We start from the raw sequence: 26,996 nt of genomic DNA, 5'->3' as shown, positions 1-26,996 counted from the left end.
CGCCCCGGCCCCCGCTTGTGAGGACACACCATGCCAGTCCACTACGACGACGCGCACATCCGAGAACTCGGCCAACTGTGGATCTCCACCGGCGAGATGCTGCAGGAAGCCGTCGGGGTCATGGACGGCGCCGTGAGTTCCATGGCCGGAGGCTGGACGGGCAAGGCGGGCCATGCCGCGGAACTCGTCTGGAACGGCGTCGCCGACCACAACATCCGGCACGCCCTGCTGGAGGCGGGCACCGTGGCGGTCGAGATCGGTCAGGCGATCATCAACTACGCCGACGAGTTGCAGAAGGCCATCGACGAGATCAACCGCGCGGCTCTCATCGGCGCGCTGACCACGATCTTCGGCATGGTCCTCGGCGTCGCCTCCTTCGGCATCGGCGCCGTCCTGGCCCGGCTGACCTCGCTCGTGGGCCAACTGGTGCAGAGCATCGCCTCCAGCATCTCCCGGATCGCGGCCGCGGCCGCGAACGTCGGACGGGCGGCGGCGTTCACCGCGGACTCGGTGCTCAACGCCGGTGTGACCCTCGGCACCGACCTGTTCGCTGGATGGCTGGGCGCCAAGGCGGGGCACGGGCCCATGCACATCGACTGGGAGTCCGAGGGCGTCAACATGGGCCTGGGCGTGTGGAGCGGCTGGGGGATGGGGGGAGTCGACATCCTCAAGGGCCCGAACACCGCCGCGGGCGGCAGGGGCCTGCCGAACGTCGCCACCCCCGGTCCCGCCCCCAGCCCCAGCAAGGCGTCCAGCCTCTCCGTGCCGCACGCGGGCAACAACATCCCGAACGTCGGGCTGCCGCACGTGGGAGACCTCGCCCCCTTCCCGAACTCGGTCGTCCAGACCAACCACGCACCGCCCACCGGAGCCGGCGTCACCAACCCCGTGACCGCCGCGCCCCGACCCAACGCCGGGGCCCCGGGCAACGCCACCCCGCTGCCGGGCGCCGTGCGCCCCGGGCAGGAGCGGCCGGGTACTCAGGCACCCGGCACAGTCCGGCCGGACTCCCCGGTGCCCCACCCCCTCCCGACCTCCGCGGCGGGCCAGACCGCGGGCGGAGGGCAGCCGCCCCACACCGTCCGGCCCGGTCAGGTCCAACCCGAGGGGACGTCCCCGGCGGTGTCGGGTCCTGCGGCGCCGGTCACCCCGCGGCCGGGCGAGATCCGTACCGGCGGGAGCACACCCGCCGCCACGCCACCGAACACGCCCATACCCTCTCGGCCGGGCAACCAGATCCCCCACACCGCAGGCAACGACCTCGCCACCGGCAACGGCACACCGCCCGCCGCCGTACGCGGCGGTCCCTCCACTCCCCGGACACCGCACGCCTTCCTGGACGGTCCGCGCAGCGCCGGCCTCCCGGACGCCCCGGCGGTCCCACCGAGCCCGCACGGCGGAGCCGGAGCGGTGCGCGAGACCGCCCCCGCCGGCCCCGGCGGCGTGCCGCGCACGAACAGTCCCCAGGGCGAACAGAACACCCCCACCGCGACGTCGCACGCCCCGGGCCCGGGAGAGACGACCCCGCGCAACACCGTCACCTCGCACGCGGGCAACCCCCGGGCCCCCCTCACCGAGGGTGCCGGTGCCGCGGGCGCCGGACGGGCCACGGCGCCGACCCCGCACGGCACGCCCGCCGAGGGAGCCCGCGGCACCCAGCCCCCCGCCCGCGGCTCCGGCACGCCCGAACCCACCCCCGTACGCCCGGGCACGCCCGAGACCCCGGCGGCCGCCCACCACGAAGCGGGATCGGGCACCACGGCCCACGACGGACCCCAGGGAGCCCCGCACCGCGGCGCGCGTCCCGTCGAGCCCGGCCGCGAGACCGCCGCCGTACCCGCCCGCCCCGACCGTGCCGCGCAGGACACGCGCGGCCCCCAGAGCCCGCACATCCCCGCCCCCGACGGCGGCGCGACGCCCGAGCAGCGGTGGCACACCTACCGGCAGGAGCAGAACGAGCGAACCCTGCCCGTCGTCGAGGCCGAGGCCCGGCTGGAGTTCCGCGGGGAAGAACTCACCGCCTCGTGGAACAGGGCGTACGACACGTTCGCCGAGAACAACGTGTTCGGCGGCACGCGTATCGCCCGGGACGGGCACCAGATGCGCAACGCCCACTGGCAGTGGCGCCACGACATCACCCAGCAGTTCCGGGCCGAGGCCGAGAGCACGGGACGCGTCTCCGCCGAGGCGTTCGACCGCATCGTCCACGACGCCAAGGCGAGCGCCCACAAGTACGTCGTACGCGCCGACCAGAAGGAGAGGTTCGCCGCCGTCGTCAAGGAACGGATCGACGCCTACAAGGCGAACCGGTTCGGTGACGGGGAGCTGCTGCCGGACTTTCAGCACGCGCCCACGAGATCCGTCTTCGACAAGGACCTCAACCGGTTCGTCAAGGACGACACCAAGCTGTACGGCCACCCCGACGACGGCACCGCCACGCCCGCCGACCCCTTCCGTGACCGGTCGCACGACTACAACGTGCTGGAGCAGTACTACCTGGCCAAGCAGGCCCAGCTCGACGGGATCCTCGACCGGTACCTCCAGCACGGGGACACCGGCGGGGGGCTGCCCGCCCGCACCGGCCGCCAGATCGACGCCCTCGTGGAGGGGGTGTCCGACGACCTCGGGGCCCTCGCGTCCCGGGAGCGTGACATCCGCACCGCGACCGGCGAGCAGTTCGACGACGTCGTCCGGTGGAACTCGCGGGGCCGCGACGCGCTGTCCGAGGACTTCGTGGCCAAGGTGCGCCAGGACTTCGAGTACGACCTGCGCACCGACCACGACCTCGTCTTCCGCCACGGCGACGGAGACGGGCCCCGCGCGCTGTGGGACCTGAGGACGAGCCGGGCGATCGACGAACTCCCCGCCCGTATCGCCAAGGAGCACTTCGTCCGGGGCCGGGTGGCCGAGGAGACCGCCTTCGCGCAGAACCACCTGTCCCAGTCGGGCGAGGACTTCCTCGGCCGCTTCGGCGAGGGCGGCCGCGAGCGCGTGGTCGCCGAGTACCTCGACGCCGTACGGGCCACCGCCCAGCGGCACTTCGACCAGCGGCTGGACAGCCCGACGCAGGCCGGGGAGACCGCTGCGGAGTGGTCCGGCGCCCGCGACGGCCTGCGTAGGTCGCTGCCCGACCGCATCCGGCACGAGGGCGACCTCCAGGCCGTCGTCGGCGAGGCCGCCCACGCCTTCCACGAGATCGCGGGTCACCCCGGCAGCACCGAGGCCCTCGCCTTGCACGAGGACACCCTCAGCAGACTCGGCAACGACTTCCGCACCGAGCGCGTCACCCGGTACGACGAACTGTTCGCCCCCGAGGGGCACCGGACCTCGGCCTGGCTGTCGCACGAGTCGCGCGGCGAGGACGGCTTCCAGGCCCGCCTCGACGACCTGCGCGACGGTGACTTCGTGCCCGAACTGCCGAGCTGGTCCTACCCGGCCTTCCGGGACTGGCGCGCGGACCCGGCCCCACCCGCCGAAGGCCACCCGGCCGCCCGCCCGGGCACCCCGGACCGGCCCGTCTCCGGGGACGGCCACGCCGCCCCCGGGCACCGGACACCCACCCCCGCACACGACGCGGCCGCCGGCGCACCGGCTCCCTCGCGGACGGACTCAGCCGCGCACACCCAGGAGTCCGCACAGCCACAGCCACAGCCGCAGACACAGGCATCCGCAGCCGCACCCGTACGCACGCAGGTCACCCTGGACCGGGACGCGGCCGGCGCACCGGGGACCACGGCCCGCACAGCCGAGGCGAGCGCCCACACGCCGGAGCGACAGCACCGGGCCCAGCAGACCGCGCAGGCACTTGGCCAGGACGACGCACAGATGCTCGACCTCCCCGCCGAGGTGAGCCGCATCGTCCGGCGGTCCTCGGAGTTCACCGGCACCCGGGCCCAGGCGGAGCACGCCCACCGGCGCCTGCTGGAGCAGCGTCCCGACGTCGCGAAGCTCCCGGCGACGACGCAGGCGACGCTGGTCGCCGACGAGATGCTGCGCTCCCAGGAGCAGATGCGGAAGGCCGCGAGCCGAACGCTGCTGCGGTACACGGACCGCTATCCCGACAACCAGCGGATCCACCAGGTGCACCAGGAACTGTCCGAGCAGTTCGGCACCGAGTTCCAGGACCTCGCGCCCGCCCAGCGGGCGGACCTCGTCGTCGCACGGACGCTGGACGAGAACTTCGGCAGGCCGACGGCCGCCCCCCGCCCCCCGGTCCCGTCCGTCGACCCGGCCCAGCAGGCCGAGCTGGCGGAGACCGTCCGGGGCATCCTCGCGGAGCGCGGCATCGAGGGCATCCCCGCCGCCCGGCTCGACCGGGCCCACCAGGACCTGCTGAACGTCGGCATCCTCACCCCGCGGTCGGCACTCGCCGAACGCGCCGCGGTCGTCGCGGACTTCGTGACCGAGAGCGAGCGTCTGACCGAAGCGGTCAACGACGAGCTGGGTGCGAGGGCCGGCCGGCCCGTGTCCTACGAGGAGGTCGGAGACGCGGCGTGGCACCTGGCGTCGGAGACCGGCGAGGCGTTCACGTCCCTGCCGGTCTCCGCGCAGGTGGAGGCCATCGCCGACCACATGGCGGGGGCGGCCCGGCAGGACCGGCACGAGAGCACGGCAGTGCGCACGGCGGACAAGGGCAAAGCCGTGGACCGCGGCCGGGTCTCCGGCGTGCAGGAGCGCACCGAGGGTCCAAAGGACGGCTTCGACCAGGAACGGGCCCTTCGCGAGCTGAAGACGCGGGACCCTCTGCTGCGCGACCTGACCCCGGGCGAACTGCGCGACGCCTTCCGCATCCAGGAGCACACCGATCCCGCCGTCGCCGGCACGGAGCGGACCACCCGTCTGCACCATCTGGGCCGGATCGGCCGCGAGCTGCACCTGCACGGTGCCGAAGCCGCCTGGGACCTGGCCGGAAGGCTGTCCGAACACGGCGACCGAACGGGCCTGTTCGGCGGCAGTCCCGAGCGGGCGGCGGCCTCGGCCGCCGGGCGGTCCGCAGACCCGTCGGGCGCGACGCAGACCGCTGCGCAGACGCACTTCGCACATCCGGAGGCGCACCTGAGCGCCGACCCCAAGTCGTTCCTCGCCACGCACGTGCTGTCCCTGGACATGAAGACCGGTCTCGAGACCCATGCCCCGGGTCTGGGACCGAAGGACCTGGACGACTTCGTCAACGCCCTGTCGATCCTGCCGGGTCACGCGGGGCACCTGTCCGAGCACCGCTTCGTACTGTCGCGGCGGGGCGTGGACACCGCGGGCAAGGCGGTGTTCGCGCTGGCCCCGGCGGTCGAGTGGTACGTCGGGCACTACGGCGCCGGCCGCTTCTCCTTCCACGAGGACACGGTCCTGCCCGCCCCGAGATCCGAGGGCGAGTACGTGAACGCCGTCTTCGTGCCCTACCTGACGCGCGGCTCGGAGGACTACGCGGACAACGTCGGTCACGCGGACGTGCTGGCACACCCCGGACTGTCGGACCCCCGCCTGGTGCTGACGCCGACGATGAACGGCTGCGCCTACGCCGTCACGCCCTCGGCGCGCGAGGGCCGGATCACGGTGTGGCACTACCAGTCGCCGGACACCAAGATGCCGGCCCCGGTGGTGTTCCGCAGGGAGCAGCGGCCGACGGACTGGTACGGCGCGGGCGAGTACTTCGGCGGCGTCGCGGAAGGGCAGCTCTTCGAGGTCGCCAACATGATGGCGTACGGCAGGGACGGCTGGGAGTTCGTCAGCCAGGAGACCCACACGGGGGCGACGGACACCACGACGACCCTGGCCCGCGTCCGCAGCCGCGCGGTGCACACCGAACCGGGCCACGAGCTGACGTACACGAAGACCGCCTACCAGAGCCTGGTCCACAGCGAACTGCACGACTGGGACCTGCCGCAGGCGCTGCGCAACATCGAGGGCGTGCGGCCCGAGGGCCCGGACACCGGGTTGCTGCGCGCACTGCACGACCGCATCGCCGCGCACATCCAGGGCGAGATCGACCGGCTCGGTACGCCCACGACGTTCGACGAACTGCGCGGCCTCGCGGACACGTTCTCGAGCGGGCGGGCCGCGCTGAGGACCGAGCTGGAGGAGCAGGTCGCGCGTGCCGCCGCCGAGGCCGCCTCGTGGGCCACCACGGAGAGGGCCAAGGCGGCGGTCACGACGCGGCGCGACCACGCCGAGCGAATGGTCGACCAGTTCGTCAACCGGCCCGGCCAGGACTGGATCGAACAGTTGCGCGGCGAGGCGGCCCCGGAGAACCCGCGGACGACGGCCGCGTCGTACCGGCGCAAGGCGCGCACAGAGCTGAACAGCGTCCTGTCCACCGTGAACATCGAGATCAACCGCGCCCTGGGTGCAAAGCCGAAGGGCACGGTGGCGAAGGCCGTCTCCCACGTCGCGGCCTCGGTACGCGGGCAGATCGAGCGCGAGATCGACCGGTTGGGCCGCGCGCAGGACTTCACCGTCCTGCGGAGTCTGGCCGACCGGTTCGCCGGGGAACGCCACGACCTGTCCGTCACCGGGGAGGCGGAGTACTTCGCCAGGACTCGCCTGGAGAAGGACCGCAAACAGGTCGACAGGTTCCTCCCGATGGTCCGGAGCATCCTCGACGCTCTGATCACCCCCCGGCTGGAGGACTGGATCACAGGCTTGCGTGAGGAGACCGCTGCCGTGACCGGCGCCAGCGCCTGGCAACGGCTGTCGCACGCCGAGCAGACGGAACTGGGCGGGCAGGTCCAGAACCGGCTGCCCCGGGGCGCCAGGGAGGACGCGCTCTTCGACCTCAGGGTCCGCGACGCCTACGACGCACTGGACGACGCCGTACGCAACGGGCCGCCGGCCGACCGGGCGGACCGGATCGCCGACACCCTCTACGGAGGGCCCCGCAACCCCGACGTGGACGATCTCTTCGTCCAGTCCGTCAACGACCTGCTCACCGGCATGGGCAGGGAAAGGGTGTCGGCCTGGCGGGTGCACCAGACCCACCGGAGCCTGGCCATCACGCGAGGAACGGCCTTCTCGCGGGGCAACAGCGTCTTCCGCGCGGAAGCCGTGGCCACCCGTCTCGCGGGGCTGTCCCACACCGCTCGGCCGGGAGGGGCACGCGACGACTTCGAGCAGCGGCCCCCGCGGACCCGGGCGGACGACACCACGGTCGTCGGCACGGGCAAGGGGAAGGGCAAGGACGTCGCAGGGGACCAGGTGGACGAAGCCCCGGAGTTCGTCCAGGGTTCGGCGAGTTCTGGCCGCGTACTGGATCCCGACCGGGAACGGGTGACCCTCGATCAGGCCCTGCTGGAGGCCTACGAGGACGAGCCCCTGCTGCACGGACTGCCGCTGGACGCGACGCGCGAGGCCTTCCGCATCGGGCAGTCCGAGGGATTCTGGGTCCCCGGCATGCGGCAGCGGGAGCGGCTTCGTGAGCTGGCCGACATCGGCTGGGAGTTGCACCGCAACGGTCCCGAGGCCGCCCGGGAACTGACCGCCCGGCTGGCCCAGGACAGCCGCCGGGGCGGCGACAGGGACGGGCGGGCCCCGGCATCGCGGCAGTCCCCGCAGGCCGTCGGCCCGACGGGCACCGACGATTTCCATGTCCCGGTCACCGTGTGGAGGTACGACCGTACGGCCTTGCCGCACACCCACACCGGGCAGCAGGGCGGTGGTCTGTGGCGGGACGTCCGCAATCCGTCCCGTACCGCCACCTCGGATCAACTGGGGCTCGGGCCCGGCCACCGGGAGCACGGCGACCAGTTCGACGAGGTGACGGACCGCGCCTACGGCAGCGGAAACGTCAAGATCTCGACGCTCGGCGAGATCGCGACGCCCGACCGCTGGGTCAACACGGTGCGCCGGGTGCTGCCCGACGCCAAGCGGCGGGTCGAACTGGCCCTGCGCGAGCTGCGCGCCGCTGACGGCGCTCCCCAGGGGGCGCTGCTCGACGCGCTGACGAACAGCTTCCCGCTGTTCCAGCGGACGACACCGCAGGAGGCCGTCCCCTTCCTCGCCCACCTCACCGAGGTGCTGGAGCGCGTGGTCGCCGGACTCGACTCCGGCACGGCGGCCGTCACCCTGGTGGGCAGGACCTCGTACCACCTGGCGGCGGCACTGGCGGAGAAGGCCGGTGCGGTGGGCTGGGTCGATCCCATCGCCCGGGACGTGGCCGGCCGTCTCCTGGACCCCCACCGGATGAAACGCGACGAGATCGCACCGGTCTTCGCACGCAAGGGCCCCATTCACCTCACCAAGGCGAACGACAAGGACTGGGACCTGGCGTGGACCCTCGTCCACGAGGCCACGCACCGGTACGCCGGAACGGACGACTACCAGTACAGCAGCTACGAGATGGAGCGGGTCGAGGACGCTCTGGGCACCCCCAGGCTGGAGAACCGGCAGGCCCGCGACCCGATGACCTACACCGGGGCGGACGAGTCGGTCCTCCCGGCGAAGCAGCACAACTGGTACGCCATGGGCAGACGTTCGCTGATGAACGCCGACTCCTTCGCGCAGTTCGTCATGACCCTCACCGGGGAGCGGCACGCCGGACTCGGCCGGTGGTACGCCGGACCCGGCGTCTCCCGCGTGCTGGTTCTGGACGCGGACCTGACCCAGCGGGTCAACCGGAGGCTGACGAGGCTCGGGCACGAACCCGTCGACGCCGAGCGGGCGATCGAGGCCTATCGGGAGCTGGGATCGGTCGGGGACGCCTTCGCGCACCTGGACCTCCGGGCGCGGGTGGAGAGGACCGCGCGGCACATCGCGGGACTGGGGAGCGACCTCAGGCCAGGGGGCGCCAGGACGGACGGGCACGGCGCGGCGGCAGGGCAGGAGGCGCCCGCCCACCCGCCCGAGCGGGCGGTGTCGATCCTGCCGACCACCGAGGGCATCCCCGGCCGCCCCCTGCACCACGGCACCGCCACCGACGTCACCGCCCCGGCCGGAGCCCCGGAACGCCTGCTCGGCTCCGCCCGGCTGGAGACCGTCCCCGAGGCGGAGGAAACCGAGGGGGCCGTCCCCGAGACCCCCACCGCCACGACCCGGCCCGCGACGATCGGCGTGGACCTGGAAGAACGCCGGCCGCCGCGACTCGACCGCGAACTGCCGCCCGCGCCGACGACCACGGGCCCGGTGAAGTTCAGTGACGGCACCCGGCTGCCCGTGCAGATGGCCGAGGGCGTCGGCACCCGGCTGACCGAACTGCCGCCGGACGTCGTACGCCGCTCCTTCGCCTTCGGCCAGAGCAACCCCCGCCTGCGCGGCATCGACCAGGTCGTGGGCGAGCTGGGCCGGGAACTGGCGACGCGGGAGAGCACCCGTCCCGTGCTGCCCAAGGGACAGAAGCAGGGCACTCCCGTCCTGCTGGAACAGGTGAGCCGCGCCCTGCGCGACGACACACGGGGATTTTTCGGCGACGGCAGGACGTTCGGCTACCGGACGGCCAACGGCAGCACCCGCGTCCTGCGGGTCACCGCCCGGCCCTACGGCACCTGGGAACGGTTCACCTTCGGCTACGCGAACCCGGTCAAGAACGACGTCATGCGCCGCTCGACCACGACCGGTGGACAGGTCAAGGCCAACGGCACCTCCTTCGGTCTGTCCCCGAGTGCGCCCCTCGGCCCTCTCAAGTCGTTCCTTTCACCGTGGGCCCGGCTGCACGCGCAGGTCAACTTCGGCAAGCAGGTGAAGTACAACCAGCAGCGTCAGGTGATCAACCAGACCGAGTCCCGCGCCACCGACGCCTCGCACCTCCATGTCGACGACGTCTGGTACGAGTTCTCGGTCCACGACCGGCGCGGCCGGCCCGTCGACCTGACCGGAAAGGCGATCACCGACGGCGACACGGCCCGGCAGGCGGCCGGGTTCGGCTTCGCCGTGCGCGACGGCCTCACGGTGCGCATCCCCGACTCGATGACCGACGGCGCCCCGCCCGCGGGGCAACTGCCGGAACGCATGACCATGACGGGCGACGCCCGCTACCGGCTGGTGAGCACCGAGGACTTCGGTCCCGTCGGCCACATCCACGACTGGGTGGTCGAGCAGGCCGGTGTGGGCCCAGGCACCGTGGCCGCGGAGCGTATCGGCGAGTTCTTCTCCACCGGCGGCTTCCACGCGATGTCCCGCGCGCTGAACTCCGGCCCCGTGTTCACCCCGCCGCTCCTCGGCGGCACGCACGGCGCCGACCCGCTCGGCGTGTTCTCCGTGCGGGTCGAGTCCGGCGAAGCGGTCCTGATCAGCGAGACGAAGGCAGCGGAGCTGCGCGACATCACACAGAGCACCTCGCGCAACGAACGGCAGGTCGGCAAGGCGCGGGCCGTCGACGTCGGCGCCGTGCTCGGTCCCGCCTTCCAGCTGTTCGAGTTGGACGGCGGGGCGCTCAACCTGCGGGCGCAGGCGGGACTGACCGCCCGCTACGCCACCGTGCGCAACCGCGGCACCGTCTCGGGCGGGACGGCCGCCCTGAAGATCGCCGGGCAGGCCAAGACCACCGACACCGGCCTGTACCTGGTGCACAAGAAGATCACGGTGACCGCCCCGCCGAACAAGCAGGCCGCGCCGCTCAGGTCCGGGCCGGGCGAGGGGGGCCGTCCCGGCAGGCTGCGCAAGCACTCGCCCCAGAACTGGAGCGAGGAACCGGCCACCCGCGTCTTCGACACGTACGCCATCGAGCGGATCACCCGCACCGAGGCCCGCCGGCTGGCGGGGCTGGACAAGAGGCCCGAACGTACGACGCCGGAACCACGGGCGCCGCGCTATCTGACGGAGAACGATCCGACGACGCTCGGCATGAGCCGGGTCGAGGAGTTCACGTTCACCGACGGAACCGTCAGCAAGGTCGTCGACGGGAGAACGGTGACGTTCCCCGAACGCTTCGCCGACGCCGTGCTCAAAGAGGTCGGCAGGGCCTATCCGGACCTGGTCGCCCCCCTGCGCGAGCTGAACCCGGACAACCCCCGCTGGCGCGGCGCCGACCACTTCACGACGGTGCTGAACAACACCCTGGAGATCTACAACCAGCTCGCCCACCACAGCCTGGCGACGAACGTCGAGACGATGCTGACCACCGGGCTCCGCATCGACCTGGTGGAGTCGGCCACGCTCTCCCGCGGCCACCGCTACGTATGGATCGACGCCAAGCTGACCGGACGGCGCTACGAGGGGGACCAGCAGGACCTGCGAGTGCGCTTCAGCGCCCCCGGCACCGAGGTGGTCGGCGGTCAGCGCAGCGGCGCCCGCGGCGGCCAGGTGGGGGTGGAGGGCATGCTCTCGCTGGGCGACACCACCCCCAGCGACGTGGGCGGAGTGCTCCAGACGGGCACCCTCTCGGCCGGTGTCCGCGCAGGTGGCCGCTCCGACTCCGAGAGCGGCTACGGCATGTCCGCGGCCAACGAGCAGATGTCGTACAACACCGGCGGCTCCCACCTCTACAGCTACGACCTGCGCCTCGACGCCAAGCGCGGTGGATATTCCCGTCCCCGCCGGTGGATGCGGGGCCTAGTGCTCCTGAACGTGCTGGGCACCCAGCCGTTCGTGCTCGGCGAGTCGGAGAGTCCCCTGTTCACCCCCCGGCCGGGCACGCAGGAGTCGGCGGGTCTGGGCCGGGTGCTGCTGAGCGTGCCGGTCGAGCACACTCCGGCCGTCACGCCGGCCACCACAGCACGGACCGAATCCGGCCCGGGGACGCAGAACGTCCCCGAGACGGTGCCGGAGATGACCCGGCAGGAGGCCCTCGACCTGGCGTTGGGGACGGGCAAGGCGTTGCAGGACGCGGCCGGCCGGGAGGCCTCCGTGCTGGCATCGCATCCGCACCAGACGGTCTCCGTCACGTCCGGGCCCGAGATGACGCGGGCACTGGAGGCGACGCTCGACAAGGCCACCGGGCGTTCCTGGACGGCCGGCCGCAAGGGCGCCCCGGTCCACGACGCGGCGATCCAGCTCACCGACAGCAAGACGCTGCGGGCCAACCACGACCAGGCCGCCACCCCCATGGGCTGGCGGGCACCGGAGCTGTGGGCGGCGGCCCCGTATCTGAACCGTGCGACGTGGCTCGCTCACCGTACGACCGTCCTGCCGGGCCTGACCGCACTGACCCGGGCGGAGACGATCAACTCCGACTCCGTCGTCGGCGGCACCCTTCAGGCGTCCGGCCGCAGCGCCCGCACCAGCACCCTGTTCTTCGGCGGCCAGCTGGGCTTCCGCAGGGCCCACGACGCGGGAACGGGCGTGACCGGCAACTACGGTCTGGTCCTCAGCCCCTACCGGCGGGACCTGTCCACGTCGGTCACGGTGCAGCGCTCCGCGGTGTCCGAGGTCACCCGCAGGGACGGCGGCCGCCACGCCCTGGTGGCCGCCTCGCTCCTGCACGAGTTCGCGGTCGCCTCCGACCGGCTGGGCACCTGGGCGCTCAGCGTTCCCCACCTGCCGGCATCCCTGGCCTCGGCCGCGGGGAGCAGGGTCGTGGTCCCCGACGGCCTCCTGGTCCATGTCCCCGAGAAGAACGCCCACCGGCTCGGAGCCCTCAAGGACGCCTTCGGCGAAGTACCCCTCTACAAGCAGCGTTCGTGGTCGCCGTTCCCTTGGCTGCGCGGGGCATTCGGCGGCTGGCCGGTCAACCCGCTCAACACGGCGGCGGCGCTGAAGCGGTTCGAGGAGCAACTGGCGCCGCTCGGGCTCACCACACAGGACCGGGAGCAACTGCGCCGGCTCGTCTCCGGACGCGTGATGCGGGCCATGGGCAAGGAGATGAGCGGCGGTACCGGTGCCTCCGTGCCCGCCCGCATCGGCCGCTGGGGGGCGGAGTGGGCCGAGACCTGGGTCGGCCACCGCCAGGTGCGGTTGCGGGCCCGGCTCGTCCCTCTGCCCGCCACCCGCGAGGACTTCGGCGGCCTCGGCCACAGTGTGGAGCTGGAAGAGGCCCGCCACGCTGTGGAGTCCGTCCAGCGCGCCGAGGGGCGCAGCACGGGCCGGATGATCGGCATGGCCGTGAGCGAGGGCGCCCGCACCGGCGACACCTCGGTCCCCATGGCGGGGCCCTCGTACACCCAGACCGGCTCCTCGACGCAGACTCGCGCGCAGACGCGGAGCGAAGGCACCGTCGACATCTCGACGGTCGCGATCTCGCAGGCCCACGGCGAGTACGCCACGCAGTACGAGCTGAGGCTCGACCTGGAGATCACGGACTCCGAAGCCGCCACCCCTCGACCGGCCCGACGCGGCGGCGCGGAGCGGGCACTGGAGGCGGCGGACGACTGGTGGCGGGCGTGGGTGGGACGGCGCAGGCACCGCATCTCCGTCCAGCAGAACGTCGGACGGCTCATCGAGCACCTGCCGATGAGCCTGATGCGCCCCGATCCGCAGCTCACCGAGGAGGACGGCGCCGCAGCGGCGACGGCCGACCGTCCCGATCCGCTGGCGCCGCCGGAGCTGGACGAGCAGGTGCCACCCCACCGGGCCGAGCTGCCGAGGGCGTTCGGCGCCGGCGGCTGGCACGACGTCGCGCACCCGGGCAGCGACTCGCGGACCAGTCCGTTCGAGATGCCCGAACAAGGCTTCTCCGTACGCGGCATCGTCGGACTGGAGGGGCTTCACGCCGCCAACACGCTGGCGCTGGGCGCCGCCTACGACGCCTCCCTGCCGGTACCCGAACACGGCCCGGTCGGCCCCGACCTGCTGGCGCGGGCAGGGAACACGCCCCTGACCCGGGCCGGGTCCGGACCGGCCCAGAGCCTGGAGGACGGCACGTCCAACGGTGCGCTGGCCGCGTTCTACGGGCACACGCTGACGCCGGACGGCTACCAGGTCGCCGGGCTCACCGACCGCGGCTTCTGGGGCGGCGCGGACGGCAGCCTCACCCTGTACTCCAAGCCGTTCCTGTCCGGGGCGCGGCTGCTGACCGTCACGGACGGCGCGAAGTTCGAGCACGCCCACCGCAGCACGCACGGCGCGGGAGCGTCCGCCGACCGGGCGGGCGCGGCCGAGCACGTCCTGCACGCCGGTCCGACGACCACCTCCCCGGCGCTCGGCACCAACCAGATGGGCAGCGGTTCGGGGGCGCAGGGGCTCGACTCGGCGACCTCGGGCCAGACCGGCGAACAGCTCGCGTCCGTGAACACCAAGCCGGACAAGGCCCGGACGTTCCTGTTCGCCATCCCCACCACGTGGATGTCCGTCGCCCATGTGCGGCACCACGTCAAGGACAGCACCCCGGCCCGATTCGTCCGCAGTGCCTTCGGCAACCCGCAGCGGCTGCCGCAGGCCGTGGAGACCGAGGTCAAGGTGCTTGCCTGGGTGCGCGAGGACGTCGCCCGGCAACTCGGCCTGATCGACGACACGCTCTTCCCGGCCGAGGTGTCCGCCTCCTGGGACGCGGTGGCCGACGCGGAGAAGGCCTGGATCACCGCCGACGAGAACTACTGGGAGCTGCGCCGCGGCGACGGCTTCGAGTCCGAGAAGGCACTGGCCGCAGCCGAACGCACGGTGTCCGAACTCAACGGCGGCGAGCCGCTGCCCGCTCTGTCCGTCGAGGACGCCCGCGCGGCCCTCGACGTCGCGGAACGGGAGGACGCGTTCGCCGAACCCGCCCACGACGGCTGGGCCGAGGTGCGCGACGGGCGGATCGGGCTGGCCCGGGCGCAGCTGGACAGGGCGGTGGCGCAGCGGCGGCTCAACGAGGTCACGAAGGACCTGGACGCCCTGCGGGCCCACGCCGACGCTGTCGCCGGCAGCTACGCCAAGGTACGCGAGGCCACCGACCGTCTGACGAACTGGCACCAGCTCAACGCCACCCCGCAGGGGCGCGTCCAGCTCCAGGACACCCCGGCACCGCCCCGGGCGGTCTTCACAAGACACGCGGCCCCGGAACCGGCGAGCCGCAAGCCCCCGGCAGCGGTGCCGCAGGCCCCGGACACGCAGTCCCCGCAGGTGCGGGCGCCGGAGAAGGCCCCGTCCTCGGCGGCGACCGGCGAACAGGAGGGCGAGACGCGGCCCGCGTACTCCGACGCGCCCTGGCAGCGCGGGCAGGACGACGAAGGGGCGCTCCAGGAACGGCACTTCGACGCCGCGTCCGATCATCGCGGTCTCACGGCCACCGGGCCCGACGGCCGACGCGTGTTCTTCGACCTGCACCGGCCCGAGGGCGACGGCAACGGGTTCTACGCGGCAGTCCTCGCGGCCAGAGGAAGCCGGACCGGCGACCCCGCGCGCCTGGCCGCGCAGGTGGCCCGCGGTCCGCACATCCCGGACGGACTCGGCCTCGACCCGCGGGCCGTCTTCCACACCAGGGAGGTGGCCGCCGCACTGGACCGGGCCTTTGGGGACGAGCCGGGCCTGCGGGAGCGGATCCGTGAGCGGATGTCGGCCGACGGCGGACGACTGCCACGGGCGCTGCGCTCGCGGCTGACCCCGCAGGAGATCCGGGGACTGGTCCGCCGGAACCTGCTCACGGCGCGGAACTGGGACGCGGAGACGGCGGCCGCGGCCGCGGGGGCGACCGCGCGGACCCTGGCCGTCGACCTGACCGTCGTCGAAGAGAACGGCACCCACACGTCGTATCCCGGAGCCGTCGACGACACCGCCGGCCCCCTCCCCGAGGTGACCGTCTACCGAAGGGGCGACGCCTACCTCGCGGCAGTGCCGCGCACCGCCCCGGCCGCCGTCACGGAGGCCACGGCCGCACGGCGGGCGCTCCGGCAGGCGCGCCTCGCGCGGGCCGCCGCCGTACGCGACACGCTCGCCCGCAGCGCACCGGCCGAACGGCTCGACGCCATGGCGGAGTTCGCCACGGCGGCGCAGGGTCTGGCCGAGGCGTTCACTCGCAAGGCCGCCTTCCAGGAGCGGATCGACGGCGCCGGCTCGTCGGCGGACACGCGCTCCGCCGCCGCGCACGCACAGGTGCTGGACAGCGCTCTGTCCCGGTTCGACGCGGCTGAGCGCCGCATGGCGGAGATCGGGCTGGGAGACCTTTCCGGCCGGGACGACCCCCTGCTCCCGGCAGAACTGAGCGAGCTGCCGGCGCCGCGGTTCCTGGCCCTCATGGAGCGGGCCGGGCAGCTGCTGGGGTCGCCGGCCGTGGTGGTCGGTGCCGAGCGGGAGGTGCGGGAGGCGGCGGACATGTACCGCGCGGCGACCATTGCCGTCGCCGCCGGGCTGCTGCGGGGCGACGAGTCCTCGGCCCGCGCCCTCGCGGAGGACCTCTCCGAACAGCTGGGCACCAGTCGCGAGAGACTTCCCGGCGGTGCGGTCGTCGTCGGCGGCCACGACTTGACCGTGGAGTTCTGGGAGACGGCGCGAGACCTGGAGGAGGGCCTCGAACGGGACCTGGAGCAGCTCCGTGCCCGGCTCGACCGGCGGATCCAGGAGGCGAACGCCCCGAAGAAGGCGCGATCCATCCGAAGCCGGGTCTCGGGCTGGTTCGGCAAGCGCTCCCGCCCCGTGGGGCCGGTCCTCGACGAGGCCGAGGAGATCGAGGAGATCCGCGACGAGATTGCCACGCTCCCCGCGGACGTGCTGCGCGAGCAGCGCAAGCACCTCGCCGACGTCATCAGGCACATCGAGCGACGCCTGGAGAACGAGTACCGCCAACAGCTGTTCGACGAGCGGGAATGGCAGCAGTTCCGGGCCGACCGGGACCGGATCGGCAGGAGGCTGACGCGCCTGATCGTGGAGCCCACCGGGCACCGGGGCCACCATGATCTGCTGGACAGGAAGGTCGGCAGGCACCCGGACTTCGGTGCGAAGCGGCAGGACATCAAGGTCGACACCTACGCCGACCTGATCCGTGGGGTGATGGGGTGGATCGAGGCGAAGCCCAACCGCCACGCGGAGAAGGAACTCGCCCTGCGGGTGCAGTCCGAGGGGCGGGTCGAACCCCTCCTGGACGTATTGCTGACCCGCATCCACACGCACGTCCGTGGACTTCCCGACGGCCCGCGGATGCTCGCCGAGATGGAAGCGGGCGTCTCGCACGCCGACGGCACGCCACTGGGCGCCTACCTCAGGTACTTCAACAGGCGGAACCTGCCGCAGGAGCTGGCGCACCTGGCGACGACGGTGGGGGACCGCGGTGGCATGGCGGGCGTTCTGCGCGACCCCGCGACGTTCGGCTTCCGCGACAAGATGATGGTCCTGCACGACCTCATGGAGTACTTCAAGGCCAGTTCCCACTACCCGAAGACGTACGGCAGCGGCCTGCTGCCCGAGGACACCCTGCATGACCAGCAGGCCACGATCCTCGTCGACGCGGCCGGTCGACGCACCCATTCCTCGGCGCACCGCGCGCAGAACGTCCTGCGGGACGGCACGTGGCATCCCTCGACGCGGGACGAGCACGCTCCGTCCACGCTCCTGGCGCGCGAGCTGCGCATTCCGGTGTGGGCGGGCCAGTCCAACACCGCCATGCGGATGTTCAAGCTGGCCCGATGGGCGGGGGCGTCCCGGCACGAGATCGCCGCGGAGGCGTGGGGCATCTTCGCCTTCTGGCGCCTGCACTACGACCACCGGGAGACTCTGGCCTATCACACGCTCCACGAGACGATGGACGTCGCCTCGAACTTCGAGGTTCCCTACTCGCTGACCGACCGTGCGGCCGGGCTCGCCGACGTGAGCGTCGAGGCGGCCCTGACGGAGATGGAGACCAAGGCCGCGGAACTGGGGTTGCTGGCCACACAGGTGGGCAGGGCCCTCCGCATCCTCTTTGGCCGAGAGGTGTCGCAGCGGGTCGAGGAAGCGCTGGACGAAGTGGATCCCGCCATACGGACCATGTCCACCAGCGCCGCGGCGATCGAGCGGGGCGTGCGCACGCTGCGGCCGCGCGCGGCCGAGCGGCTGACCGGGCCCGATATCAGGACCTTGACGGAGCTGCTGGACCACGAACGCAAGGGTCTCGCCGCACTCGGAACCGTCGCGCAGCACGCCCCGGTCGTCACCGCCGCCCTGCAAGGCGGTTCTCGTGAGCACGGCCTGGATCCGCGGGTCGAGGGCTGGGAGACCGGGCGTGGCATCACGCTCATGGCGCCGCGATTCGGGCTGCTGGAGCGGGAGCAGGAGCAGCTGCTCACCGGGCCCGCGCCACGCGGCGGCAAGGCGGCGGAGGAGTTCCGTTCCTTCAGCCGTCAGTATCCGTACGCCTCACGGTCGTACCAGTACGAAGTGGGCACCGCGGGCACGCTGGTGCTGCCGGACGGTTCCGTACTCACCGGTGACTGGACGCGGTTCGGAGACGACTTCCTGCACGAGCAGGGGTTCGTGCTGCGGGGCGACCACGGCTGGATCGGCCGGATCCTGAACTGGGACGAACTGCGGGCCGTGCTGCCGGCCGACCCGGCTCGGTACAGCCTGACGGCAGACGCTTCGCGAATGTATCTCGCCCCCGTCGGGCAGATGGGCCGCGTGGTCGTCCTTCCGTTGGCCGAGGAACACACCGCGACCGACATACCGGTGGCTGAGGAGGGGACCGAACTCGCCGAGGCACCGGCACTCACCCCGGTAGCGGCGCTCACCCCGGCAGCGGCGCTCACCGAGGAGGCGGAGAGCGGCGATCGGGCCGATCTCCTCGACCCGGAGCGGTTCCGTCGGCAGACCACGGATCCGGCGGCGTCCGGCCTGCGGACGCTGTCGCGGGTGGCGGATCTCGACCGGTTGCTGACCGAGTACGGGCGGATCGACGCCGACGACCACGCGCTTCGCGCGCAGGTACTCGATCGGCTGGCGGACCGGGCCCGCGCCTACGCGACCACCACGAAGGACGAGACGCGCCGCCGGGTCGTCGGCCGACTCGCCGAGCAGGCGGAGTCCCGGGCCACCCGGCACCGGCGGCAGGCCGAACAGGCGTCCCTCGACCCCATGGGCACGGCGTCCACCGGACCGCTCGGCTACCGCCGGCGCATCGCGCTGGCCAAACGGACGTGGCAGGAGCCGGTGACCGAGGAGGTGGCACGACTGGAACGACTGCTGCTGGAGGCGGGCCCCGGCGCCCGCTCGCTCGTCCTGGGCGCGGTCCCCGGCGACCAGGTGTGGGCGATGAACATCATGGGCGAGATCCGCTGGTTGGAGCAGTCCACGGCTCGGGTGACCCGGGCGCCGCAGACCGCTCAGGGCGTCGTCACGTCGATCGACCTCGATCCGCAGGCGCGGGTGATCAAGCCGGATCCGCGGCTGCTGGCCGCCGAGGCAGGCGGCGGAGCGGCCCGCTTCTGCGAACTGGTGCTGGGCGGCAACCTGAAACACGTCGTCTGAGGAAGGGCCCCTGGCGCGAAAACGCCGGGGCCGCCCGGACCGTGGGAGGTCCAGGGCGGCCCCGGCGACGTGATGTCGCGCTGCCGTGCGAGGTCGCGGCCGATCAGCCGGGGAAGTTCCCGAGCTGGGAGTCGAGTGACTTCAGCAGCGGCACGAAGTGCTCCTCGTGCCGCACCGCCAGCGCCCGCTGGGCCTCCCGCACGGCGGCAAGGACCAGGTCGGCCAGGCCCTGGGCGTTGTCCGGGGCGGCCACGGCCGGGGTGATCCGCAGGTCGGTGAGTACGCCGTTGCTGTCGACCGTGGCCTTGACCGCGCCACCCCCTGCCGTGCCCTGCACGGTCAGCGCGCTGAACTCCTCCTGGGCACGGGCCAGGTCCTGCTGGAGCCGCCGGGTGTGGTCGAGGAGCTGCTGAAGGCCGGGGCCGCCGTCGAGGTTCACGTCTGGGTTCCGATCGTGTGAAGGCAGGGTAGGGGGCTGGGCGCCGGCCCGACGCCGGGTCAGCGCTTGCTCCACTTCTGGTTGTCGGTGCCGTAGCAGGTCCAGAGCTGGAGTTTCGTGCCGTTGGCCGTGTGCTTGTCGGTGATGTCCACGCACTTGCCGATCGCGGTGTTCACCAGGTCGTGGGCCTTGTTCACCTTGAACTTCTGGGCCCAGCCGCCGTTGCACCGGGCGAGCTGGACAGGGGTGCCGCTGCCGTCGGAGGCACCCGCCAGGTCCATGCAGAGGCCGTACATCCGCGCCGTGCCGTCGGAACGAAAGTCGATCTTCTGCGAGGAGCTGCCGTCGCAGTCCCAGATCTGCAGGCGGGTGCCGTCCTTGGCGGCCGGCGCGGAGATGCAGCGACCGCTGTCGTGGCTGTAGACGGAGACGCCCGGTGCCACGTCCGACTGATCCCTCCGGGGGCTGTCCTGCGAAGTCGTGTCGGTCGAATCCCCCGAGGACGAACCACCGTCGGAGCCGCCCGAGGCCGCGCCCGATCCGGAGGAGGGACCGGTGCCGGACGGGGCCGACGGCGGGGCCGCGGCTTTCGGCGAGTCCGCGACGGGGCCACCGGTGCCACCGGATCCCTTCGTGACCGGCAGGCCGTAGGAGCCGCCGCCGCCCGAACCGCCGGCGCCGGGCGCGGCAGCCCTGCCACCGTCCGACGCGCCCGGCGTGGACGCGGTGTTGTGCGGTGCGGGAGTCGAGGCGGCCGGTGAGACGACGTCGGACGCGGTGGTCGTCTTCTTGTCGGCCGAGTCGGACGGGAGGTTGGCGACGGCGAAGACGACCAGGACCGCTACCGCGGTGAGGGCGCCGGCGGCGACCAGCCACTTCCACGGCCGGGGGCGGGGGTTGGTGCCTTGTGAGGATTTCGTCGTGCGCCGGACGAACGCATCGGCGAAGCGCGAGGAGGCCCCGTCCAGGAGCGAGGGGTCCTGCGGCTTGGGCTGGGGAGGCACTCAGTCTCCTGTGAACTCGGAAACCACGGAGCGGTCTTGGAAAGATGATGAGCCGACTGTCGCAGCGTAGCTTAGCGTTCGAGAGCCGTGTGACGCACACGGTGTGAAGCTGTCTTCAGCCCCTGCGTGATCGTGCGATCACAACAGTGTTCACTCGGTGCGGTGCCGTGAGCGGGGGTCCCGTCGGTCCGTCCGACCGCAGCGGAAATGCGCCCGAGGGCGACTCCCCGTGGCCCTCACCGTCCCCCCGCCGCGCTCTAGCGCAGCTCGTTGCGGAGGCCGTCCGTCTCCGCGTCGGGCACCCCGCGCGGGGCGGGCACCCGCGGACGCCGACCCGCCGCCTTCGGCACCTTCCGCAGCGCCCGCTGCATCAGGGAGTGGGCCGGCAGGACGCGGCGATGCCGGCCGGCAGAGCCGGCAGCACCGGATAGGCGAGGTGCACTAGGGAGCCGTACTGCTCCACCGGCACGGCTTCCGTCCGCTGGACCCGGGGGCCGGACGCGCCGACCGTGCTGCGGTACCCGACTGAGTGCCGTCGGGGGCGGGCGGTGTGATTGGCTCGAACCATGGTGAAGCACGCACGGGTCCGCGCCCCCGAGCTGGTGGGCAGGGGCGGCTGGATCAACACCGGGGACCGGGAGCTGAGTCTCGCGGCGCTGCGCGGACGGATCGTAATCCTCGACTTCTGGACGTTCTGCTGCGTCAACTGCCTGCACGCCCTGGACGAACTGCGCGAGCTGGAGGAGAGGCACAGGGACACCGTGGTGATCGTGGGTGTGCACTCGCCCAAGTTCACGCACGAGGCCGAACACCGCGCCGTCCTGGACGCCGTCGAGCGCTACGGCGTGGAGCATCCCGTCCTGGACGACCCGGAGCGGGTCACATGGAGGCAGTACGCCGTACGGGCCTGGCCCACCCTCGCCGTGATCGACCCCGAGGGTTACATCGTCGCCCAGTACGCGGGCGAGGGACACGCGCACGCCATCCAGCGGCTGGTCGAGGAACTGGAGGCCCAGCACGCGGCCAAGGGCACCCTGCGGCGCGGCGACGCCCCGTACGTGACGCCGGAACGGGAGCCGACGACCCTGCGCTTCCCCGGCAAGGCGGTGCCACTGACCGCCGGCACCTTCCTGGTCAGCGACACCACCCGGCACCAGCTGGTGGAGCTCGCCGAGGACGGGGAGAGCCCCGTGCGGCGGATCGGCAGCGGGCGACGGGGCTTCACGGACGGCCCGGCTGACAGGGCCGAGTTCAGCGAGCCGCAGGGACTCGCCCTGCTCGGCGACGGCTCGGTCGTCGTCGCGGACACCGTGAACCACGCGCTGCGCCGGTACGAGCCCGGCACCGGCGAGGTCACCACCCTGGCCGGGACCGGCAGGCAGCACAGACCGGGCGAGCCCACCCGCGGAGCCGCCCGTGCGGTGAACCTCTCCTCGCCCTGGGACGTCGCCGTGTGGAACGAGCGGGTGTGGATCGCGATGGCCGGGGTGCACCAGCTCTGGGCCTACGATCCGCGGGACGGGAGTGTCACCGTCACCGCCGGGACCGGCAACGAGGGGCTGGTCGACGGGCCCGGCCCCGAGGCCTGGTTCGCGCAGCCGTCGGGGCTGTCCGCGACGGAGGACCGGCTCTGGGTGGCCGACTCGGAGACATCCGCCCTGCGCTGGATGGACCTCGACGGCACGGTCCGCACGGCGGTGGGCACCGGACTCTTCGACTTCGGGCACCGCGACGGCCCCGCTGCCCGGGCACTGCTCCAGCATCCCCTGGGCGTCGCGGCCCTGCCGGACGGCTCGGTGGTCGTCGCCGACACCTACAACCACGCCCTCCGCCGCTACGCACCGCCCACCGGTGAGGTGAGCACGCTGGCGACCGACCTGCGCGAGCCCAGTGACGCCCTGGTCGTCGGCGACGACATCCTGGTCGTCGAGTCGGCCCGGCACCGGCTGACCCGGCTACGGCTGCCGCACGACGCCCTGGGCACCGGGGCCGGCGAGGGCGTACGGCGGGAGGCGACCGAGGCGGCGCCGGGCACCCTGCGCCTGGAAGTGGCCTTCCGGGCGCCCGCCGGTCAGAAGCTGGACCTGCGCTACGGGCCCGCGACCCGGCTCCTGGTCTCCGCCACCCCGCCCGAACTGCTGCGTGCGGGCGAGGGCGTCGGCACCGACCTGTCCCGCTCCCTCGATCTCGACCCGTCGGTGCCCGGGGGCGTGCTGCACGTCTCCGCGACGGCCGCGTCCTGCGACGACGACCCGGACGTCCCGTACCCGGCATGCCACGTCCACCAGAAGGACTGGGAGATCCCGGTCCGTCTGGTCGAGGGAGCGAGCGACCGGCTTCCGCTCGTCCTGACCGACGCCGACACCGCCTGACGGGTCGGTGTCCGGCGGCCCGGCGGAGCGGCGCGCCACGCGTTCAAACCGGCGCTCGGCGCACGGGCAGGGCGCTCGGCGGTGCCGCTGCGACACCTCGTGCTCTCACACGCTGTTGGGGGACCGGCGCGCGCGGACAGCATCTCTCCAGCACCGCGAGAGAAGGGGCTTGTGATGGCCAGTGAGTTTCAGCGGACCAAGCTGCGGGACATGTTCAACGCCTTCGACGTGAACGGCGACGGCTGCCTGGAGGAGGCGGACTTCGAGGCCCTGACGACCCGGTGGAGCCGGCTGCCCCGGGTGCGGGCGGACGGCGAACTGGCCGCGCGGGTGGAGGAGGTGCTGCTGGGATGGTGGCAGCATCTCTCGGAGGCCGTCGACACGGACAACGACGGCAGGATCGACATGGACGACCTCCTCGCCATGGTCGACCGGCTGCCCACCATGCGGGACGCGGTGGTCGCCACCGCCGACACGGTCTTCGACGCGGTGGACGAGAACGGTGACGGCCGCATCTCGAGGAACGAGCACCAGCGGCTGATCGACCTGTGGCACGGGCAGGGGATCGCGACCGGTGACGTGTTCGACCGTCTCGACCAGGATGCCGACGGCCACCTCAGCCGGTCCGAGTTCGCCGCGCTGTGGACCCAGTTCTGGATCAGTGACGACCCCGCCGAGCCGGGCAACTACGTGTGCGGACCCGTCGCGGGTCACTCCATGCGCTGACCCGCGCCCCCGGTCGGCCGACCGGACGGCGGACGGTGGACGGCACCGTCCACCGCGGATCAGCCGTTCTCCGGAGCGATCAGCCACGCCACGAGGGTGCGCCACCGCTCCGGCCGGTCGGTGTCGCGCGGCCCCACGAGGTAGACCTCCTCGACCAGGTCCTGCGAGCGCAGGTCGTTGCGCGCGGCGAAGGAACCCACGGCGCCGTAGGTCAGGTCGAGGTCGTCGTGCCGTCCCTGATGGGTGGCGACCGCGGCCGTACGCCGCGGCAGGTGCAGCTCGCGCACCCTGCCCGGCACCTCCGGCGGCAGCGGTGCTTCGAAGGGAACGTACACGGTGGCGCGGCCATGGCCCTCGGTGAACAGGGTGTGCTCGTACCGACCCCCGGGTGGGAGGACGGAGCGCTCTCCGGTTGCCGCGTCCAGGTCACGCATGGCTTCGTCGTACCAGTCGAGGCCCGCTCCCTCCGGTACGTCGAGGGTCACCGCCAGGACGTGCCGAGCGGGGAGTTCCTCCAGCGTCACCGCCCGCTCCGCCCCCGGGTCGAGGAGCTCCCGGAGCGCTTCGACGGCCCGCTGGGTGCGGCCGAGCCGGTCCTCGAGCCTGCGGAGGTGGGCCGCGACGACCTGCTGCGCGGTGCCGTCGTCCGGCCCGCCCGCGGACTCGGCGGCGAGGAACCGCCGCAGATCCGCCAGCGGGAGGTCCAGGTCACGGAAGCGCCTGACGGTCAGCGCCGGCCGGATCTGCGCGGGGGAGTAGTAGCGGTAGCCGGTGTCCGGATCGACCTCGGCGGGGACCAGCAGGTCCTGCTCGTGGTACCGGCGGAGCATGCGGATGCTCAGGTGCGTGACGCGGGAGAACTCCCCGATCGTCAGTCTGTCCGCCATGGAGTGCTCCTCCTCGTGGGCGGCCCGTCGTCCGGCCGCGCGTGGTCAGGGGGTGATGGTCAGCACGGTGATCTTCCCCCGTGTGTCGCGCTCGAAGGCGAAGCGGAGGGTGACCGGGCTGCCGGGGAAGTCCCCGGAGACCCGCGCGACGGCTCGGCAGGCGCCAGGGGTGCCGGCCACCTCCAGCAAGTCGTACTCGACGTTCGGCGTCTCCTCGCGCCACCGGCGTACTTCCGCGAGCCCTCTCAGGGCGCGCCCGTCGTCGTGCACGGCGGCGTCGTCGTGGAACAGAGCGAGGTAGTCCTCGTGGTCGGGGCCCGTCGCCGCGGCGAGGTACTCCTCGGCGAAGGTACGGATGTTGGGCACGGCTGTCTCCCATGTCGTGACGGTGAAGGTTCACACGGTGCGGATGGTGCCGCCGTCGACCACGAGCTCGGATCCGGTGATGCCACTGGCCCGGTCCGAGACCAGGAACGCGATCGTCTCGGCCACCTCTTCGGGCTCCGCGGGCCGTCCCAGCGGGATGCCGCCCAGGACCCGCATCAACTCGCCGAGCGCGGCCTCGCGAGTGATGCCGCCCTCGCTCATCCGGCGTGCCAGCAGACCCTCTGCGCCGTCGGTGCGGATGAAGCCGGGAGCGACCGAGTTGACCCGGACACCTGCCGGGGCCACCTCGTTGGCGAGACCCTTGCTGTACGTGGTCAGAGCACTCTTGGCCGCGGCGTAGGCCAGGGTCGAGTCGTGCAGCGGCATCCGGCGCTGGATGGAGGTCACGTGCACGACCGCGCCCGAACCACGGGCCACCATGCCGGGGACGATCGCGCGGTCGAGCCGGACCGCGGGCAGAAGGTTGAGTGACAGTTCCTGCGCCCACCGCTCGTCGTCGAGCGCCGCGAATCCCCCGGCCGGAGAGCGGGAGCCGCCCACGACATGCACCAGGATGTCCGGCACGCCGACCAGCTCGGCCACGGCCTCGGACGACGTCCTGACGCCCTCGGGTGTGCTCAGGTCGGCGGGCACGAAGGCCACGTCGGCCGTCTCCGGAGCCGTGCGGGCGATGGAGACGACCCGCGCTCCCGCCTCCCGGAGCAGCCGTGCCGTCGCCAGCCCGGCTCCCTTGCTGCCACCCGCCACCACGGCGACGCGTTCGTCGAGATCATTGCTGTTCATGTCCGCCAGCGTGGGCCCTCTCCCGGGGGGAGACTCAAGCCCGCAGCGGCGTGGCTCCGATCCCGCCGAGGCGTCGACACGGTCCCGGGTTCCGGTCGGGGCCTCAGGTAGGGGACTTCTCTCCGAGTTTCCGGGAGAACGCCGTAGCGGAGGCGCGCGACGCCTGCTCCACGATGCTGATGCCGACCTCCTGGGTGCTGCAACCGTTGAGAAGCACCGCCATCAGATAGACGCGGCCCTCATGCTCTATCCGGCCGATGCTGTTGACGTCCCACTTCTTGGTCTGGGTCCGCTTGAGCCACCCGTTCTTCAGTGCGGTCGTGCCCGAGTCGGCCGCCGCGGACACGCCCCAGGTCTGGCTTCCCACGACGTGCAGCATCAAGTCCTGGATGTAGGCCCGCGACGCCTCGCTCAGGGGCGACTTGTCACCGAACACGGACTGGAGCAGGCGTATCTGGTCTTCCGCCGTGGTCTGGGTGATGCCCCACACGGTCCCCGAACCGCCCTGTGTCTGGAACAGGCCGAGCCGTTCGTTGGCCGCGTCGAGACCCGAGGCGCTGCCTATCCGGGTCCACAGCGCACTGGTGGATTCGTTGTCGCTCTTCTGGATCATGGCAGCGGACTGGGCGCGCTCCTCCGTGCTCAACCTCCGCCCCTGGTCCTGCGCTTGAAGCAGCAGGGTCGCCAGGATGTCCACCTTCACGATGCTGGCGGTGTCGAAGGCGTCGTGTCCGTACGTCGCCATGGCACCGCTCTCGACATCCAGCATCGCCACGGACATCCGGTTGTCGCCGAAGAGCGCGGTCACGGGCGCCAGAGCCGGTCCCAGATCGAACGGTTTCTCGGTCGAAGTGGGCGACGGCGACGGTTCCGGTGCGTCCGCAGGCGCCTTGCCCGCCTTCGCCCGGGCCGAGACGGCCGATGGGGACGGAGCCTTCGCCCGGCCGGACGCGGACGACTCACCGGAGTCGCTCCCGGTGATGGCATAGGTGGTGGCACCGCCGATCACGATCACGACCGACGTGACGGTCCACGTGATGCGGCGTCGCCTGGCCCTGCGGCGACGCCGTTGCTCCCGGCGAGAGCGGCCGCGTCGCCGAACAGGTGGGGTCTCATGCACGGGTGAGATGGTAATCGAATCAAAGTTCGAGATCACTAGGTATCTCGACGGCGCGCCGCCCCTTCC

General features: G+C 72.6%; 9 protein-coding genes. 3 read left to right on the top strand and 6 right to left on the bottom strand.

Annotated elements, in window-relative coordinates; translation table 11 throughout:
* The first annotated feature begins 30 nt into the window (after positions 1–30).
* Complete coding sequence (locus B9W62_RS00480) at positions 31–19,212, top strand: hypothetical protein (protein ID WP_087804058.1); 19,182 nt, start codon at positions 31–33, stop codon at positions 19,210–19,212.
* A gap of 103 nt (positions 19,213–19,315) precedes the next feature.
* On the opposite strand, the gene B9W62_RS00475 is transcribed toward B9W62_RS00480, so the two are convergent.
* Positions 19,316–19,651, bottom strand: coding sequence for a YbaB/EbfC family nucleoid-associated protein (locus B9W62_RS00475; RefSeq protein WP_179235283.1), 336 nt, complete (start codon positions 19,649–19,651; stop codon positions 19,316–19,318).
* A gap of 59 nt (positions 19,652–19,710) precedes the next feature.
* Positions 19,711–20,655 (bottom strand): RICIN domain-containing protein, encoded by a 945-nt coding sequence (locus tag B9W62_RS00470; RefSeq protein WP_087804054.1) that lies wholly within the window; start codon positions 20,653–20,655, stop codon positions 19,711–19,713.
* A gap of 566 nt (positions 20,656–21,221) precedes the next feature.
* Here B9W62_RS00470 and B9W62_RS00465 point away from each other — a divergent pair.
* Both B9W62_RS00465 and B9W62_RS00460 read left to right on the top strand, forming a co-directional pair.
* The gene (locus tag B9W62_RS00465; RefSeq protein WP_087804052.1) at positions 21,222–23,027 is read left to right on the top strand and encodes an NHL domain-containing thioredoxin family protein; all 1,806 of its coding nucleotides are present in this window, start codon (positions 21,222–21,224) and stop codon (positions 23,025–23,027) included.
* 174 nt (positions 23,028–23,201) lie between these two features.
* Positions 23,202–23,753, top strand: a complete 552-nt coding sequence (locus B9W62_RS00460) for an EF-hand domain-containing protein (RefSeq protein ID WP_087811665.1) — start codon at positions 23,202–23,204, stop codon at positions 23,751–23,753.
* 59 nt (positions 23,754–23,812) lie between these two features.
* On the opposite strand, the gene B9W62_RS00455 is transcribed toward B9W62_RS00460, so the two are convergent.
* The 4 genes from B9W62_RS00455 to B9W62_RS00440 all read right to left on the bottom strand — a co-directional run bounded on the left by B9W62_RS00455 (position 23,813) and on the right by B9W62_RS00440 (position 26,930).
* Entirely contained in the window at positions 23,813–24,640 is an 828-nt protein-coding gene (locus B9W62_RS00455) for a MerR family transcriptional regulator (protein WP_087804050.1), read from the bottom strand.
* A 45-nt stretch (positions 24,641–24,685) separates the two neighbouring features.
* The gene (locus B9W62_RS00450; protein ID WP_087804049.1) at positions 24,686–25,006 is read right to left on the bottom strand and encodes a nuclear transport factor 2 family protein; all 321 of its coding nucleotides are present in this window, start codon (positions 25,004–25,006) and stop codon (positions 24,686–24,688) included.
* A gap of 30 nt (positions 25,007–25,036) precedes the next feature.
* Positions 25,037–25,810: an SDR family oxidoreductase gene (locus tag B9W62_RS00445; RefSeq protein WP_087804047.1), complete on the bottom strand. Its 774-nt coding sequence runs from the start codon at positions 25,808–25,810 to the stop codon at positions 25,037–25,039.
* Positions 25,811–25,913: 103 nt separating this feature from the next.
* Positions 25,914–26,930: a serine hydrolase gene (locus B9W62_RS00440; RefSeq protein ID WP_087811664.1), complete on the bottom strand. Its 1,017-nt coding sequence runs from the start codon at positions 26,928–26,930 to the stop codon at positions 25,914–25,916.
* Between the last annotated feature and the right edge of the window lie 66 nt (positions 26,931–26,996).

The organism is Streptomyces sp. CS113 (assembly GCF_002188365.1).
Classification (GTDB): Bacteria; Actinomycetota; Actinomycetes; order Streptomycetales; family Streptomycetaceae; genus Streptomyces; species Streptomyces tendae.
Note: the sequence above shows the minus strand (reverse complement) of the source record. Positions and strands in the feature narration are given on the sequence as shown.

Coding starts and splice junctions, on each gene's coding strand:
- B9W62_RS00460 (WP_087811665.1), top strand. CDS start 23,202: ATGGCCAGTGAGTTTCAGCGGACCAAGCTGCGGGACATGTTCAACGCC.
- B9W62_RS00465 (WP_087804052.1), top strand. CDS start 21,222: ATGGTGAAGCACGCACGGGTCCGCGCCCCCGAGCTGGTGGGCAGGGGC.
- B9W62_RS00455 (WP_087804050.1), bottom strand. CDS start 24,640: ATGGCGGACAGACTGACGATCGGGGAGTTCTCCCGCGTCACGCACCTG.
- B9W62_RS00445 (WP_087804047.1), bottom strand. CDS start 25,810: ATGAACAGCAATGATCTCGACGAACGCGTCGCCGTGGTGGCGGGTGGC.
- B9W62_RS00480 (WP_087804058.1), top strand. CDS start 31: ATGCCAGTCCACTACGACGACGCGCACATCCGAGAACTCGGCCAACTG.